The 12,635-nt window shown below is 69.7% G+C and carries 16 protein-coding genes and 1 riboswitch; of the genes, 13 read left to right on the top strand and 3 right to left on the bottom strand.

Features of this window, described 5'->3' with window-relative positions; genetic code table 11:
* The first annotated feature begins 51 nt into the window (after nucleotides 1–51).
* Nucleotides 52–1,761, top strand: coding sequence for a globin domain-containing protein (locus tag ACH4E7_RS03305; RefSeq protein WP_396247295.1), 1,710 nt, complete (start codon nucleotides 52–54; stop codon nucleotides 1,759–1,761).
* Nucleotides 1,762–1,764: 3 nt separating this feature from the next.
* Here the strand turns inward: ACH4E7_RS03305 and ACH4E7_RS03300 are convergent, their stop codons facing one another.
* Nucleotides 1,765–2,307, bottom strand: coding sequence for an NUDIX domain-containing protein (locus ACH4E7_RS03300; protein ID WP_355668961.1), 543 nt, complete (start codon nucleotides 2,305–2,307; stop codon nucleotides 1,765–1,767).
* Between the two features lie 265 nt (nucleotides 2,308–2,572).
* Between ACH4E7_RS03300 and ACH4E7_RS03295 the strand changes: the two genes are divergently transcribed.
* Nucleotides 2,573–2,998, top strand: coding sequence for an SsgA family sporulation/cell division regulator (locus tag ACH4E7_RS03295; RefSeq protein ID WP_396247294.1), 426 nt, complete (start codon nucleotides 2,573–2,575; stop codon nucleotides 2,996–2,998).
* A 117-nt stretch (nucleotides 2,999–3,115) separates the two neighbouring features.
* Here the strand turns inward: ACH4E7_RS03295 and ACH4E7_RS03290 are convergent, their stop codons facing one another.
* The gene (locus tag ACH4E7_RS03290; protein WP_396247293.1) at nucleotides 3,116–3,496 is read right to left on the bottom strand and encodes a phage holin family protein; all 381 of its coding nucleotides are present in this window, start codon (nucleotides 3,494–3,496) and stop codon (nucleotides 3,116–3,118) included.
* 108 nt (nucleotides 3,497–3,604) lie between these two features.
* On the opposite strand from ACH4E7_RS03290, the gene ACH4E7_RS03285 reads away from it, so the two are divergent.
* From ACH4E7_RS03285 to thiC, 4 genes are all read left to right on the top strand, one after another.
* A complete protein-coding gene (locus ACH4E7_RS03285; RefSeq protein WP_355669046.1) occupies nucleotides 3,605–3,922 on the top strand; it encodes a cupin domain-containing protein in 318 nt (105 codons plus the stop codon).
* A gap of 24 nt (nucleotides 3,923–3,946) precedes the next feature.
* On the top strand, nucleotides 3,947–4,615 hold the full coding sequence (gene tenA / locus ACH4E7_RS03280) for a thiaminase II (RefSeq protein WP_396247292.1): 669 nt from the start codon (nucleotides 3,947–3,949) through the stop codon (nucleotides 4,613–4,615).
* 192 nt (nucleotides 4,616–4,807) lie between these two features.
* Nucleotides 4,808–5,008, top strand: a complete 201-nt coding sequence (locus tag ACH4E7_RS03275) for a DUF5326 family protein (protein WP_355668965.1) — start codon at nucleotides 4,808–4,810, stop codon at nucleotides 5,006–5,008.
* 197 nt (nucleotides 5,009–5,205) lie between these two features.
* Nucleotides 5,206–5,341, top strand: a riboswitch (TPP riboswitch).
* On the top strand, nucleotides 5,336–7,144 hold the full coding sequence (thiC, locus tag ACH4E7_RS03270) for a phosphomethylpyrimidine synthase ThiC (protein ID WP_396247291.1): 1,809 nt from the start codon (nucleotides 5,336–5,338) through the stop codon (nucleotides 7,142–7,144). Its footprint overlaps the riboswitch before it by 6 nt.
* A gap of 176 nt (nucleotides 7,145–7,320) precedes the next feature.
* Here the strand turns inward: thiC and ACH4E7_RS03265 are convergent, their stop codons facing one another.
* On the bottom strand, nucleotides 7,321–8,427 hold the full coding sequence (locus ACH4E7_RS03265) for a serine hydrolase domain-containing protein (RefSeq protein ID WP_396247290.1): 1,107 nt from the start codon (nucleotides 8,425–8,427) through the stop codon (nucleotides 7,321–7,323).
* Between the two features lie 233 nt (nucleotides 8,428–8,660).
* On the opposite strand from ACH4E7_RS03265, the gene ACH4E7_RS03260 reads away from it, so the two are divergent.
* From ACH4E7_RS03260 to ACH4E7_RS03230, 7 genes are all read left to right on the top strand, one after another.
* Complete coding sequence (locus ACH4E7_RS03260) at nucleotides 8,661–9,815, top strand: histidine kinase (protein ID WP_396247289.1); 1,155 nt, start codon at nucleotides 8,661–8,663, stop codon at nucleotides 9,813–9,815.
* Nucleotides 9,803–10,447 (top strand): LuxR C-terminal-related transcriptional regulator, encoded by a 645-nt coding sequence (locus tag ACH4E7_RS03255; RefSeq protein WP_396247288.1) that lies wholly within the window; start codon nucleotides 9,803–9,805, stop codon nucleotides 10,445–10,447. Before ACH4E7_RS03260 ends, ACH4E7_RS03255 begins: the two co-directional genes overlap by 13 nt.
* A 47-nt stretch (nucleotides 10,448–10,494) precedes the next feature.
* On the top strand, nucleotides 10,495–10,644 hold the full coding sequence (locus ACH4E7_RS03250) for a hypothetical protein (RefSeq protein ID WP_396247287.1): 150 nt from the start codon (nucleotides 10,495–10,497) through the stop codon (nucleotides 10,642–10,644).
* Nucleotides 10,645–10,800: 156 nt separating this feature from the next.
* Nucleotides 10,801–11,622: a hypothetical protein gene (locus tag ACH4E7_RS03245; protein ID WP_396247286.1), complete on the top strand. Its 822-nt coding sequence runs from the start codon at nucleotides 10,801–10,803 to the stop codon at nucleotides 11,620–11,622.
* Nucleotides 11,623–11,683: 61 nt separating this feature from the next.
* Complete coding sequence (locus tag ACH4E7_RS03240) at nucleotides 11,684–11,836, top strand: thiamine biosynthesis protein ThiC (protein ID WP_396247285.1); 153 nt, start codon at nucleotides 11,684–11,686, stop codon at nucleotides 11,834–11,836.
* Between the two features lie 124 nt (nucleotides 11,837–11,960).
* Nucleotides 11,961–12,191 carry a FitA-like ribbon-helix-helix domain-containing protein gene (locus tag ACH4E7_RS03235; RefSeq protein ID WP_392881443.1) on the top strand — a complete coding sequence of 77 codons (231 nt, stop codon included), beginning with the start codon at nucleotides 11,961–11,963 and terminating at the stop codon, nucleotides 12,189–12,191.
* Nucleotides 12,188–12,595 carry a type II toxin-antitoxin system VapC family toxin gene (locus tag ACH4E7_RS03230; protein WP_360242984.1) on the top strand — a complete coding sequence of 136 codons (408 nt, stop codon included), beginning with the start codon at nucleotides 12,188–12,190 and terminating at the stop codon, nucleotides 12,593–12,595. The genes ACH4E7_RS03235 and ACH4E7_RS03230 overlap by 4 nt, the downstream gene beginning before the upstream one ends.
* The last annotated feature ends 40 nt before the right edge of the window (nucleotides 12,596–12,635 follow it).

Here is a 12,635-nt window from a genome sequence, read left to right as displayed (position 1 = left end):
CGCAGGCCGGCCGGAGGCGAAACGATTCTCTTGGGTACTCGAAACGTAGCGGTGAAGTCCCGCAGAACACTCCTGATCCGCACCGGGCACGGCTCGGCGGGGGCCGCCTCCGTCCCGGGCCTGCCCGAGCTGTCGCTCGAACCGGTGGTGGCGGAGGCCCCGGTCGAGGCGCAGTCCGTCCTGCCGCCGATGCCGCTGGACCCGCCGGACCTCCCGCCGCTGGTGGCGGCGGACGCACCGACGGCCGTCCTGCCGCGGGTGCCGGACGACGCCTCCCGGCCGAGCCCCGCGCCCGTCGTCGGCCCCGCGCCCGTCCCCCTGGTGATCCCTGACCCGCCGGCCCAGCCTCCGGCCGTCCCCGCACCGAGCTACCCCGAGCCGCCCTCGACCACCGGCACCGCCCCCGCCTTCCAGCCCCTGTTCGCCGACGCTCCCAGCCTCAACTGGGCAGGGATCGGCGACAGTTGGAGTGACGCCTGGGCCACCCAGTCGCCCGCCCGACACCTCCCGGCCGAGCTGCCCGCCGCCATGCGGCGCAGCGCAGCGCAGATCGGTGCCGCGCAGATCGCCGTCGTGCAGGGCAGTGCCGTGCAGGGCGACACCGTGCAGGCCGCCGCCGAACTCCCGCTGACCGCACGGGACATCGAGCTGATCCGGGCCAGCCTCGCCCTGGTCGAGCCGGTCGCCGACCGGGCCACCGCACACTTCTACGCGCTGATCTTCCTGCACCACCCCGAGGTCCGCTCGCTCTTCCCGGCCGCCATGGACGTCCAGCGCGACCGGCTGTTCCGCGCCCTGCTGTCCGCCGCCCGCGGCGCCGACGACCCGGTGGCGCTGCGGGCCCGGCTGAGCGCGCTCGGCCGCGGCCACCGCCGCTACGGCACCCTGACCGGCCACTACGCCCCGGTGGGGGAGTGCCTGGTGCAGGCACTGGCCAAGTACGCGGGCAACCGCTGGGACGCCGACACCGAGCTGGCCTGGCGCCGGGCCTACCGGCTGATCTCCACCATCATGATCGAGGCCGCCGAGGAGGCCGCCCGCACCTCGCCGCCCTGGTGGCAGGGCGAGGTGGTCCGGCACGAGCGCCGCACCCGGGACGTCGCGGTGATCACCGTCCGCCCCGACCAGGCCTACCCGTTCCGGGCCGGCCAGTACTGCAGCCTGGAGACGCCCTGGTGGCCGCGGGTCTGGCGGCACTACTCCTTCGCCGCCGCGCCCCGCCCGGACGGGCTGCTGACCTTCCACGTCAAGGCCGTTCAGGCGGGCTGGGTGAGCAACGCGCTGGTGCACCGGGCCGCCCCCGGGGACGTGCTGCGGTTGGGCCCGGCGTCCGGTGCGATGACCGTCGACCACGCCGCCGGCACCGACCTGCTCTGCCTCGGCGGCGGCACCGGCATCGCGCCGATCCGCGCCCTGGTCGAGGAGGCGGCCGAGTACGGCCTGCCCGGTCGCAGCGTCGAGGTGTTCTACGGCGCCCGCGGCGCCGGCGAGTTGTACGAGCTGGACGGGCTGCGCGAGCTGGCCGCGCGCCACCCCTGGCTGACCGTACGGCCGGTGCTGTCCGGCACCGGCCCGGCCGAGGGCACACTGACCGGCGAACTGCCGGAGGTGGTGGGCCGGTTCGGCTCCTGGGCCGGCCGGGACGCGGTGCTCAGCGGCCCGCCGGCGATGGTCCGCCGCGGCGTCGAGGCGCTGCTGCGCGCGGGCGTGCCGGCCGACCGGATCCGGCATGACCTGGTGGGCGACCTGGCGGCGGGCTGAAGGTCAGCCGAGGTCGGGAGCGAGGAGCGCGCGGATGCCCTCGATGTTGGCCGCCAGGTACGCCCGCAGCTTGGGCGGGACGACGTTCACCGAGGTCACGCCCTCGCGGGTGAACGGCAGTCGGACCACCTCGTACTCGCCGTTCGGGTCCGACACCTCGGGCCCGTGCCGCCGGCTGAGGTCCATCGAGGCCAGTCGGCAGGCGAAGAAGTGCTGCACCTTGACCCCGTGCGGGTGCAACAGGGTGCCGTCGTCGTGGTGTGTGTGGCTGATGGTGTCGACGAAGGCGGGCACCACGTCCACGATCTTGCCGCCGAGTTCCTCGTCCACCTCGCGGTGCAGCGCCTCGACCACCGTGCGGTCCTCGCGCTCGACCCCGCCGCCGGGGGTGATCCAGTACGGATGCGGCGCCCCGGGCCGGACCCGCCGGATCAGCACGATCGAGGCCGGGCCGTACGGATCGTCCGGGTCCAGCTCCAGCAGGATCGCCCGGGCCGTGCGCTTGACGACCGGGCGCGGTGGCGGGGTTCGGTTGTCGGGGCCCATGGCGACCTCCGGGGCTGGAGCGTTGTGCGGGAGTCTCCCGCACCGGGAGGGGGTCGAAACGCCGACCCGGTCGGGTGCATCCGTTCGGGGTTCCGCTGTGCTCCAATGGTCAGCCATCGGGCGAACCGGAGCTTTCCCTCGCACATGTCCATTCCCGGTATGAACCGGACACGGACCTGTGCGAGGGACTCGGGCTCGGGGGCCGGGTGCGCCGTGGATCACGTGGATTGCTTGCATAAGACCGTCGAAAGCAGGTACTGGCGCCATGCAGCACAGCACAGTCCAGGGTCACCTGGTGATGAACCTCGTGGTCTCGCACGAGCTGTCCTTCAGCATCGTGGCGGACCTGGCGTACGAGCCCGGCGACCCGTACGCGGTCCGGTTCACCTTCCATCCGCCCGGCGACGCACCGGTCACCTGGGTCTTCGCACGCGAGCTGCTGCTCGACGGCCTCGGTGAACCGTCCGGCGAGGGCGACGTGCACATCCACCCGGTCGGCGGGGAACCCGCCGAGGTCCGCATCGTGCTGCACTCCCCCGGCGGGGACGCCGTGCTGCACGCCTCGGCGGCGCCGCTGATCGCTTTCCTGGCGCGCACCGACCGGCTGGTGCCGATGGGGCAGGAGCACATCGGGCGGGAGCTGGACGCCCGGCTCGCGGACATCCTCAGAGGGTGCGAGAACGCGGGGTGAGCGGCCCACGGGCTGCCGCCCGAGGACCGGAGGACCCGGAAGAAGGAGCGACGAAGGGGCCCGCACCGGGTGCAGCACCCGGGCACGGGCCCCTTTCGCGTCCGCGCACGGCGCCGGTCAGTCGTCGTCCAGGGCCAGGTGCAGGCCCCACGAGACCAGGCTGATGATCAGCGAACCGATCAGCGCGGAGCCGAAGTTGACCACATGGAAGTCCAACGACAGCTTGGTGGACGCCCAGGAGGTCAGCATCAGCATCAGGGCGTTGATCACGAAGGTGATCAGGCCGAGCGTGAGGATGAACAGCGGGAGCGAGAACAGCTTCACCACCGGCTTGATCAGCCAGTTGATGACACCGAAGACCACGGCGACGGCGAGCACCGTCAGGGCCTTGTGCTGCCAGTCGGCCTTGCCCTCGCCGAGCTGGATGCCGCTGACGATCCAGGCGGCGACCCAGATGGCCGCCGCGTTGATCAGTGTTTTGATGACGAAACCCTTCATGCCGCCCAAGACTGGCAGGCGCCCAGCCCGGGGGGAAGGTCTCCCCCGAGGAGTTGGTGTTGAATGCAGCTGGTCCACGCGGTGGACGGACGAGGGAGGACGTCAGCGGTGAAGCTGTTCCGGCTGGACGAACTGGACGCCGAGCGGGCGGCCAACGACGGTGCGTACCTGCGGTTCCTGCGCGAACCGCGGATGTCCGCCGGGCTGTACGCGCTCTCCCCCGGCGACACCGACCCGCAGACCGCGCACGACCAGGACGAGATCTACCAGGTGATCAGCGGCCGCGCCGAGTTGACCGTCGGCGCCGAGACCGCGACCGTCGCGCGCGGCACCGTGGTGTACGTCCCGGCCGGCACCCCGCACGCGTTCCACCACATCACCGAGGAGCTGCGGGTACTGGTGGTGTTCTCCCCGCCGGAGGACTGACGCCGGGCGGCTAGGGTCGTTCGTATGACCCGTAGTCTCACCGACGAGCTCTGGGCGTCGATCGAGCCGATCTACGCCGAGATCCTCGCCCACCCCTTCATCGGCGGGCTGACCGACGGCACCCTGCCGCGCGAGGCCTTCCGCCACTTCGTCGTCCAGGACTCGCACTACCTGCGCGACTACGCCCGGGCTCTCGCCGTCTGCGCGGCCAAGGCACCCGGCGAAGAGGACGTCCGGGCCTTCGCCGACGACGCGGTCGGCGCGCTGGCCGCCGAGCAGGGCATGCACGCCGAGTTCCTCACCACCTTCGGCGGCACCGCCGAGGAGGCCGCCGCCGAACCGGTGCTGCCCACCACCCGGGCCTACACCAGCTACCTGCTGGCCACCGTCTACGGCGGGTCCTTCGCCGAGGCGCTCGGCGCGGTGCTGCCCTGCTACTGGATCTACGCCCGGGTCGGCGAGGCGCTGCTCGCCCAGGGCTCCCCCGACCCGCTGTACGCCAAGTGGATCGCCACCTACGGCGACGAGGCCTTCCAGTCCGTGGTGCGCCGGGTGCTGACGCTCACCGACCGGCTCGGCGAGGAGCTCTCCGCGGCCGAACGCCGCAAGGTGGTCGAGCACTTCAGGACCACCTCGCGCTACGAGTGGATGTTCTGGGACGCCGCCTGGCGCGGGGAGCGCTGGCCGGTCTGACCCCCGCCGGGGGGTGTCCGACCCTGACCTCTCGGGGGTCGTCCCGGGGGTCGGGATCGGGGTGATCTAGGGGTTCTCTCCGGGCCGTTGGGCCTCGTTCCGGCGCTGCGGCCACCGTACGATCGAAGCATCGAAAGCAAGCGGGATGCGGCACCGGACGGCAGCCGGCCCGAGGGGAGAAGAGGAACCGACATGGCTGAGCTCTGGAAGTCGCTGCCCTCCTGGGTGCGCAACATCGTCATCCCGGTGCTGGTCCTGGTGCTGGCCTGGAACATCATCGCCTTCGTCTTCGGCGTGGTCGGCGCCCTGCTGAGCATCCTGATCAAGCTGCTGGTCGTGGTGGGCATCGCGGCCGCCGTGGTGATCCTGGTGAAGAAGGCCGCGAAGCACTGAACCCGCTCCGCCGCCCCGTCCGGGGAGCACGGCGGAGCACCTCCGGAGGCCCGGCACCCCGTCCACGGGGGCCGGGCCTCGGCCTTTCGGCCGCCGGCCGGGCCGCGCCGGCCGCGGGGCCGGATTTCCCTTCGGGTGCCGTCTGGACCTGCGGCAATCGGCTCGCTACCGTGTTGGGCGTCATGTGCAGGCAACACCGCCTGCGACGCGGGAGCTCGGAGCACCGGGCTGAGAGGGCGCTGACCGGGACGTCGACGGACGGACCGACGGCTGCGTCGACCGCAGGAACCTGGACCGGGTAATGCCGGCGTAGGGAGTAGAGGTCAGATGACCACGTTCGAAGCACAGCCGCAGTCTGCCCAGGGCGCCCCCAGCAGCGAGCGCACCGGCTACCCCACCCCGGCCTGGCGCAAGGCCTACCGGGACGGATCCCGCCCGGACCTGCGGGTGCCGTACCGCGAGGTGCAGCTCACCAACGGCAGGACCGTGCCGCTGTACGACACCTCCGGCCCGTACACCGACCCGTCGTACGAGCCCGACGTGCGGCGCGGTCTGCCCGCCCTGCGCGACTCCTGGATCCGCCAGCGCGGCGACGTCGAGGAGTACGACGGCCGCGAGGCGCGCCCCGAGGACGACGGGATCAAGCACACCTCGCCGCGCGGCGGCAACCTGCGCAACCTGGACGCGGTCTTCCCCGGCCGCCCGCGCCGCCCGCTGCGCGGTCGCGGTGGCGTCGCCGTCACCCAACTCGCCTACGCCAAGCGGGGCGTGGTGACGCCGGAGATGGAGTTCGTGGCGCTGCGCGAGGGCCTGGAGCCCGAGTTCGTGCGCGACGAGGTGGCCCGCGGCCGTGCCGTCATCCCGGTCAACGTGAACCACCCCGAGGTGGAGCCGGCCATCATCGGCACCAACTTCCTGGTGAAGATCAACGCCAACATCGGCAACTCCGCCGTCACCTCCTCGATCGAGGAGGAGGTGGAGAAGATGACCTGGGCCACCCGCTGGGGCGCCGACACCGTCATGGACCTCTCCACCGGCCGCAACATCCACACCACCCGCGAGTGGATCCTGCGCAACTCCCCCGTGCCGATCGGCACCGTGCCGCTCTACCAGGCCCTGGAGAAGGTCGACGGCAGGGCCGAGGACCTGAGCTGGGAGGTCTACCGGGACACCATCATCGAGCAGTGCGAGCAGGGCGTCGACTACATGACCGTCCACGCCGGCGTGCTGCTGCGGTACGTCCCGCTCACCGCGCGCCGCAAGACCGGCATCGTCTCGCGCGGCGGCTCGATCATGGCCGCGTGGTGCCTGGCGCACCACAAGGAGAACTTCCTCTACACCAACTTCGAGGAACTCTGCGACATCCTGGCCTCCTACGACGTCACCTTCTCGCTCGGTGACGGCTTGCGCCCCGGCTCGATCGCGGACGCCAACGACGAGGCGCAGTTCGCCGAGCTGCAGACCCTCGGCGAGCTGGGCCGGATCGCCCGCGAGCGCGACGTCCAGGTGATGATCGAGGGCCCGGGCCACGTCCCGATGAACAAGATCAAGGAGAACATGGATCTCCAGAAGGAGATCTGTGACGAGGCGCCGTTCTACACCCTCGGCCCCCTCACCACCGACGTCGCCCCCGGCTACGACCACATCACCTCGGGCATCGGCGCCGCGATGATCGCCTGGTGGGGCACCGCGATGCTGTGCTACGTCACGCCCAAGGAGCACCTGGGCCTGCCCAACCGGGACGACGTCAAGACCGGCGTGATCACCTACAAGATCGCCGCCCACGCCGCCGACCTCGCCAAGGGCCACCCCGGCGCCCAGGTCTGGGACGACGCCCTCTCCGACGCCCGCTTCGAGTTCCGCTGGGAGGACCAGTTCAACCTGGCCCTCGACCCGGAGACCGCTCGCGACTTCCACGACGAGACCCTCCCCGCCGAACCCGCCAAGACGGCCCACTTCTGCTCGATGTGCGGCCCGAAGTTCTGCTCGATGAAGATCAGCAAATCCATCAATGAGAAGTTCGGCGGCGGCGAGGCCTCGCCGGAGTACGACGAGGCCGCTGTCGAGGGCATGAAGGCCATGTCCGAGGAGTTCAAGGCTCAGGGGAACAAGGTCTACCTGCCGATGGCGGACTGACACACCACGCCCGAGTGCCGCCCTGAGAGCTTTACGCTTCTCGGGGCGGCGCTCTGCTGTCGCTGGGCCGCACGGCGTTGATGTTGTTCAGATTTCGGCGGAGACGGTCATCAAGGGTGATGTGGGTGGCCCCGGAAGTTGCCCCCTCCCCCCGCACCCGCGCCGTGCGGAGGACCTCATCGTCGCTGATGGTCGGCGTTCGGAGTCGTGCACAGAGCGTCGTCGACCAGCCTGCTCTCGGCCTGTTCCACGCGTAGGACGTCGTCCGCGGAATCGGCTTGGACGCCCGACAATGAGACGGTGACGCTGCGCTGGCCGTCGGCGGTGACGCCGTCGGCGGTGATCCAGCCGGAATCGCCGCCCTCGTGGCCCCAGTACACCCCGCCGCAGGACAGCGGGCGTGAGAAGAGTCCCAACCCGTCACGGGCGCCCGGCATGAGCTGCTCGAATTCCTTACTGACCGGGATGGTCTGTTCCATTAGCGTCAGCTGCGCCGGCGGCAGGAGCCGGCCGCCGAGCAGGGCGCGGAGGAATCGGTCGAGATCGGCGGTGGTGGAGACGAGCCCGGCCTCCCCGTTGGTGCCCTGGCCGACCTGCTCGGTGACGTCCACGAGCGGCTCGCCGGCCTTGAACCTCTGATAGGTCTCGGCATGTGGCTGGGGCAGTGTGGGTGAGGTACCCGGCCAGAAGGTGTGATCGAGGCCGAGCGGCCGGACGATCCGGTCCATTACCTCCTCATGCCAGGGGTGCCCGGTGACCCGCTCGATGATCACGCCGAGCAGGACGTAGCCGGTGTTGCTGTAACTCCAGCCCGCGCCGGGCTGGAAGTCCGGGCGGTGGAACATCGCCCGGGCGACGGTCTGCTCGGGTGTGTAGGTGTCGTACCGGTGCTGGTGGAAGTCTTCCGCCGAGGTGTAGTCCGGGTAGTCGTCGTGGATACCGCTGGTGTGCTGGAGCAGTTGGCGAATGGTGATCGCGCGACCGTCGTTACCGTTTCCGGACACCACGCCGGGCAACCAGCGCTCGACCGGGTCATCCAGGGAGAGTCTGCGGTCGCCGGCGAGTTGCAGGGTCACTGTGGCCACGAACGTCTTGGTGACGCTGGCTATCCGGAAGTAACCATCCCGGGGGACCGGCTGGCCGGCTGTCAGGTCGGCGACGCCGCTGGTGACGGTCAGGTACCGGTTGCCCGAGGTGACCAGGCGGGACTGCACTCCCGTCACGCCGACCGCGGTGATCGCGTCCGCGTCGCGCTGGAGCTGGGTTTGGTCGTCATGTGGCACGGCGGCCCGCTCGCTGGGTGCACAGGCGGAAAAGGTTCCAGCCACGACAGCGGCCAGCGCCAGGCTCCGTCCGATGGATCGGCCGCGCCGCCGTGGTGAACGAGTCGGTGAACTTGTCATGGGCGTTGACCCTAGGTCTGGCTGAGGTGCGCAGGCGCTACCGCTCACCAGTGTGAAAAAGGGGTAGTGGGCTGTAGTGTCGGGATAGGTGACGATGACTCAGACTTGCGTGAGTGAATCACCAAGAAACCAGAGGGTTTTCGGCGATGTGGCGCGGTCTGGGTTATCTCCTGGGAAGCCTGTCAACCGCTGTGGTCGCCCTGTTCGCGCTGCCCGTGCTCATCGTCCCGACGGCGACTCGCGCCTGGGCGTCCTGGCATCGTCGCCGCGCTGACCGGCTGCTGCTCTGCCCGCGTTCCGATCCCGTCCGTTGCGGTACCTGGCGCGTTCTCGCGTGGTTGTGCACACACATCATGACCAGTCTGGCGTTCGGGGTCGTCGTGGCGCTGTGCGCGGGCAACGCGGTAGCCACAGCCGTCACGGTGCCCTTGTGGTGGGCCTTGCCCGCCGGCACCCGCGCGGGCGGCTTCGCCGCCGGTGTTCCACTGTCCGGGTGGGGCACGGCATTGACCCTGGGGACCGCACAAGCCGTCGTCTTCGCGGCCCTGACCTACTGGTTGGTTCCACCGCTGGCGCGCCTACACGCCCGGATCTGTGGTGTGTTGCTGTCCCCCTCGGCCACCGAGAGTTTGGCGCGGCGCGTGGAGACGCTGGCCGAGACGCGGGCCGACGCCATGAAGGCGCACGGCGCGGAACTCCGCCGGATCGAACGTGACCTGCACGACGGCGCCCAGGCCCGGCTGGTGGCCATCGCGATGCGGCTGGGCGTGGCCCGTGAGGTGCTGAGCGAGGACCCCCAGACGGTGGCCAGACTCTTGGAGGAAGCGCATGAGAGTACCGAGGAGGCCATGGCGGAGCTTCGTGCGGTGATCCGGACGATCTACCCGCCGATCCTCGCCGATCGCGGCCTCGCCGGGGCGCTGGCCGCACTGGGGGCCCGATCGGCGATCGACACCACCCTCGACATCGGCAATCTCGGCACGATACCCGCCGCGGTCGAGGCCGTGGCGTACTTCACGATCGCCGAGGCGCTCACCAACGCTGCCAAGCACAGCCGGGCCACCCAGATCAACGTCCGTGTCGCACGCGACGATGACCGGCTGTCGATCGAGGTCACCGACGACGGAGTCGGCGGCGCCGACGAGACGCTGGGTACCGGCATCGCCGGAATCCGCCGGCGCGTCCTGGCGCTCGATGGCACCACCCGTATCCACAGCCCCGGCGGCGGCCCCACTGCGATCACCGTGAGCCTGGCGTGCGGGTCGTGATCGCCGAGGACAACATTCTGTTGTCCAATGGGCTGGAACTCTTGTTGACCGCCAAGGGTTTTCACGTTGCCGCGATCACCCAGGACGTCCCCGGCTTCGTCGCCGCCGTCACCGAACACCGACCGGACGTCACCATCGTCGACGTACGGCTACCGCCAACCTTTCGCGACGAGGGTATCCACGCCGCCATCCACGCCCGCCGCCGGCACCCCGGCCTGCCTGTGCTCGTTCTCTCCCAATACGTCGAGCAGCAGTACGCCGGCGAGCTGATCTCCGATGGACGCGGCGGCGTCGGCTACCTTCTCAAGGACCGGGTGAGCAGGGTCAGCGAGTTCATCGACGCGCTGCGACGGGTCGCCGCCGGCGGTACCGTCATGGACCCCGAGGTGATCGGGCAGCTCCTCACCCGTCCCGCCCACGACCCGATTGCCGCCCTCACGCCACGCGAACGCGAAGTTCTCGCCCTGATGGCCGAAGGAAAGGGCAACGCCACGATCGCGGCCCGGCTCGTCATCACCGACAACGCCGTCCACAAACACATCGGCAACATCTTCGCCAAGCTCGGACTCTCGCCGACCGACAGCGGCCACCGCCGCGTCTTGGCAGTCCTCACCTATCTCAGCCGCCATTGACCGCTTCTGGCGTCCAACGTGCCCTCTTCGGACTGAAGTTGTCGTCGATGAAGATCAGCAAAAGCATCACAGAGCTGTACGGCGACAAGGCCGTCGTGACCAGCGAGGTTGACGCCGAAGCGCTCGAAGGCATGAAGGTCAAGTCCGAGGAGTTCAAGGCCCAGGGCAACCGGGTGTACCTGCCACTCGCCGACTGACATCGCACCAACGCGGGCGCTGCTCCAGGGACAGTTCCTGGAGCAGTGCTTCGGCGTGGCGGGTTCCGGCCGGTCTGGTGCCGGTCCGGCACAGTGGCCATTGCTGCGCGGAAATGCGCTCGGTGACGCAGGGCCGTGCCTGGGATGATCCGTGCCGTGAAGCCTTGGAACGCCTTGAGCCTGGCCGAGCAGACGCTGATGCGCTGTGGTCTGTGGCAGTCCTGCCTGACCGGGACGATCCAGCAGTACGGAATTGATCTCCGTTGGGCCGGGGCGAAGGGCGCTCCGCCGCTGCGGAGCTACACCCGGGAAGAACAGTGCGCTCTGGTACCGCAGTTGGCTGCGGTTGCTCTGGACCTTGTCGAGCGCGGCCTGCTCACTGTCCGGACACGGCAGGGTCTCGGTGCTGCCCCGACCGATCCCGTCGTGACCGGCCCGTCGCTACGGGAGGTCCTTGCCGAGCCGGCCAACTGGCTCTGGAGCCCGAAGGCGGCAACGATGTTCGACCTGCACGCCACCGAGTCCGCGCGCGAGTCGTGGCACGCGAGCGCGCTTCCGGTTGTGGTCGGTAGCGGCCTGCCCGGCTGGGACGAGCTCACCCGGGAGCAACAGAGGGTTCTGGTCTGCGCCGCCGAGGCCAGCGGCATGCTCACCGGGCCGTTCGGCATCTGGGAGGATCTGCCGATCGACCTTACCGGCGTGGAGCTCTCCGAGTGGGTCGATCGCCAGCTCGCTCCCCTGCTCCCGTACGTGCGCGAGGGCTGGATCGAGGTTCGCCACTTCCCCGTGGAGGTGGGCGAGGCCTTCACGGTGATACCGCTCGAAGACCTCCGAACCGCCTTCGCGGACCGCTCCCTCCGCTACGACGACGGCGACGACTGGGGGGTAGGGCTCAGCTGTGTCTTCACGTACGCAGGACTGGCTGTCTGGCGCAGTGGCGGCAGCGCGGCCTGGGGCAGCCGACTGACCTTCGACTGACGTGAAGCGTCCGAGGTTCTTCGGGACTGAATGTGGTGGTTTCAGGCTGAAGTCCTCCTCGATGAAGATCAGTCAAAAGATTCGGGACGAGCACGGCGACGGTTCGACGGCGGTCTCCAGCGAGTTCGACGCCGAGGCGCTGGCCGGTATGCAGGCCAAGTCCGAGGAGTTCGCGGCCCAGGGCAACCGGGTCTACCTCCCGCTCGCCGACTGACGCAGGAGCCTGGCACCTGAGCGCCGCCCCGAGAGCTTCGCTTCTCGGGGCGGCGCTTCGTCGTTCCCGCTCCGGACGCACTCCACTATCTGCATTTTGCAGATAGTGGAGCTAGAATGCAGGCATGACTGCCCTCACGATCCGGGACGTCCCGGACGACCAGATCCAGACCCTGAAGGTCCGCGCAGCTCAGGCCGGAAAGTCGCTGCAGGCGTTCATGCAGGACCTGATCGCCAGGGAGGCCTCCAAGCCCACAATGGCGGAGATGATGGAAAGGCTGAACCGGGAAACCACTGCCAACGTCAGCGCCGCCGACGTTCTCGCTGCCATCGATGAAGGGCGAGCCGGGCGTTGATCGTCATTGACTGCTCTGCCCTCGTCCTGGTTCTCACGGCCCACGGTTCCGACGGGGAGCTCATCCGCAACCGCCTAGCCGAGGCTGGTGACGTCTACGCTCCTACCCTCCTCGACTACGAGATCCAGTCAGCCCTCCTCGGCATGCAGCGTGGCGGCAAGCTGACCGAGAAGGAAGTGGAGAGGGCGGTCGCCGCATACCGGCTGCTTCCCATTGCCAAACGGGAGACGCTGCCCTTCTGGGACCGGGTGAGGAAGTTGCACGCCAACCTCAGCGCTTACGACTCCCAGTACGTCGCCCTGGCGGAAGCCCTGGGCGTACCACTGATCACCAGCGATGCGAGGATCAAGCGCAGCGGTGCCGCGAAGTGTGAGATCGAGGTCTTCGCCTCGATCCACCCCTGACTGACACAGCCCTGTGCGGTGGCGCCTTTGTTGACCTTCT

Origin of the sequence: Kitasatospora sp. NPDC018058, from assembly GCF_044327205.1 — a bacterium.
In the GTDB taxonomy this organism is placed as follows: Bacteria; Actinomycetota; Actinomycetes; order Streptomycetales; family Streptomycetaceae; genus Kitasatospora.
Note: the sequence above shows the minus strand (reverse complement) of the source record. Positions and strands in the feature narration are given on the sequence as shown.

Bases quoted from the DNA above. Each gene is read 5' to 3' on its own strand.
- ACH4E7_RS03250 (WP_396247287.1), top strand. From the start codon at position 10,495: ATGAAGATCAGCAAAAGCATCACAGAGCTGTACGGCGACAAGGCCGTC.
- ACH4E7_RS03275 (WP_355668965.1), top strand. From the start codon at position 4,808: ATGGCTGAGCTCTGGAAGTCGCTGCCCTCCTGGGTGCGCAACATCGTC.
- ACH4E7_RS03295 (WP_396247294.1), top strand. From the start codon at position 2,573: ATGCAGCACAGCACAGTCCAGGGTCACCTGGTGATGAACCTCGTGGTC.
- thiC (WP_396247291.1), top strand. From the start codon at position 5,336: ATGACCACGTTCGAAGCACAGCCGCAGTCTGCCCAGGGCGCCCCCAGC.
- ACH4E7_RS03290 (WP_396247293.1), bottom strand. From the start codon at position 3,496: ATGAAGGGTTTCGTCATCAAAACACTGATCAACGCGGCGGCCATCTGG.
- tenA (WP_396247292.1), top strand. From the start codon at position 3,947: ATGACCCGTAGTCTCACCGACGAGCTCTGGGCGTCGATCGAGCCGATC.
- ACH4E7_RS03235 (WP_392881443.1), top strand. From the start codon at position 11,961: ATGACTGCCCTCACGATCCGGGACGTCCCGGACGACCAGATCCAGACC.
- ACH4E7_RS03300 (WP_355668961.1), bottom strand. From the start codon at position 2,307: ATGGGCCCCGACAACCGAACCCCGCCACCGCGCCCGGTCGTCAAGCGC.
- ACH4E7_RS03240 (WP_396247285.1), top strand. From the start codon at position 11,684: ATGAAGATCAGTCAAAAGATTCGGGACGAGCACGGCGACGGTTCGACG.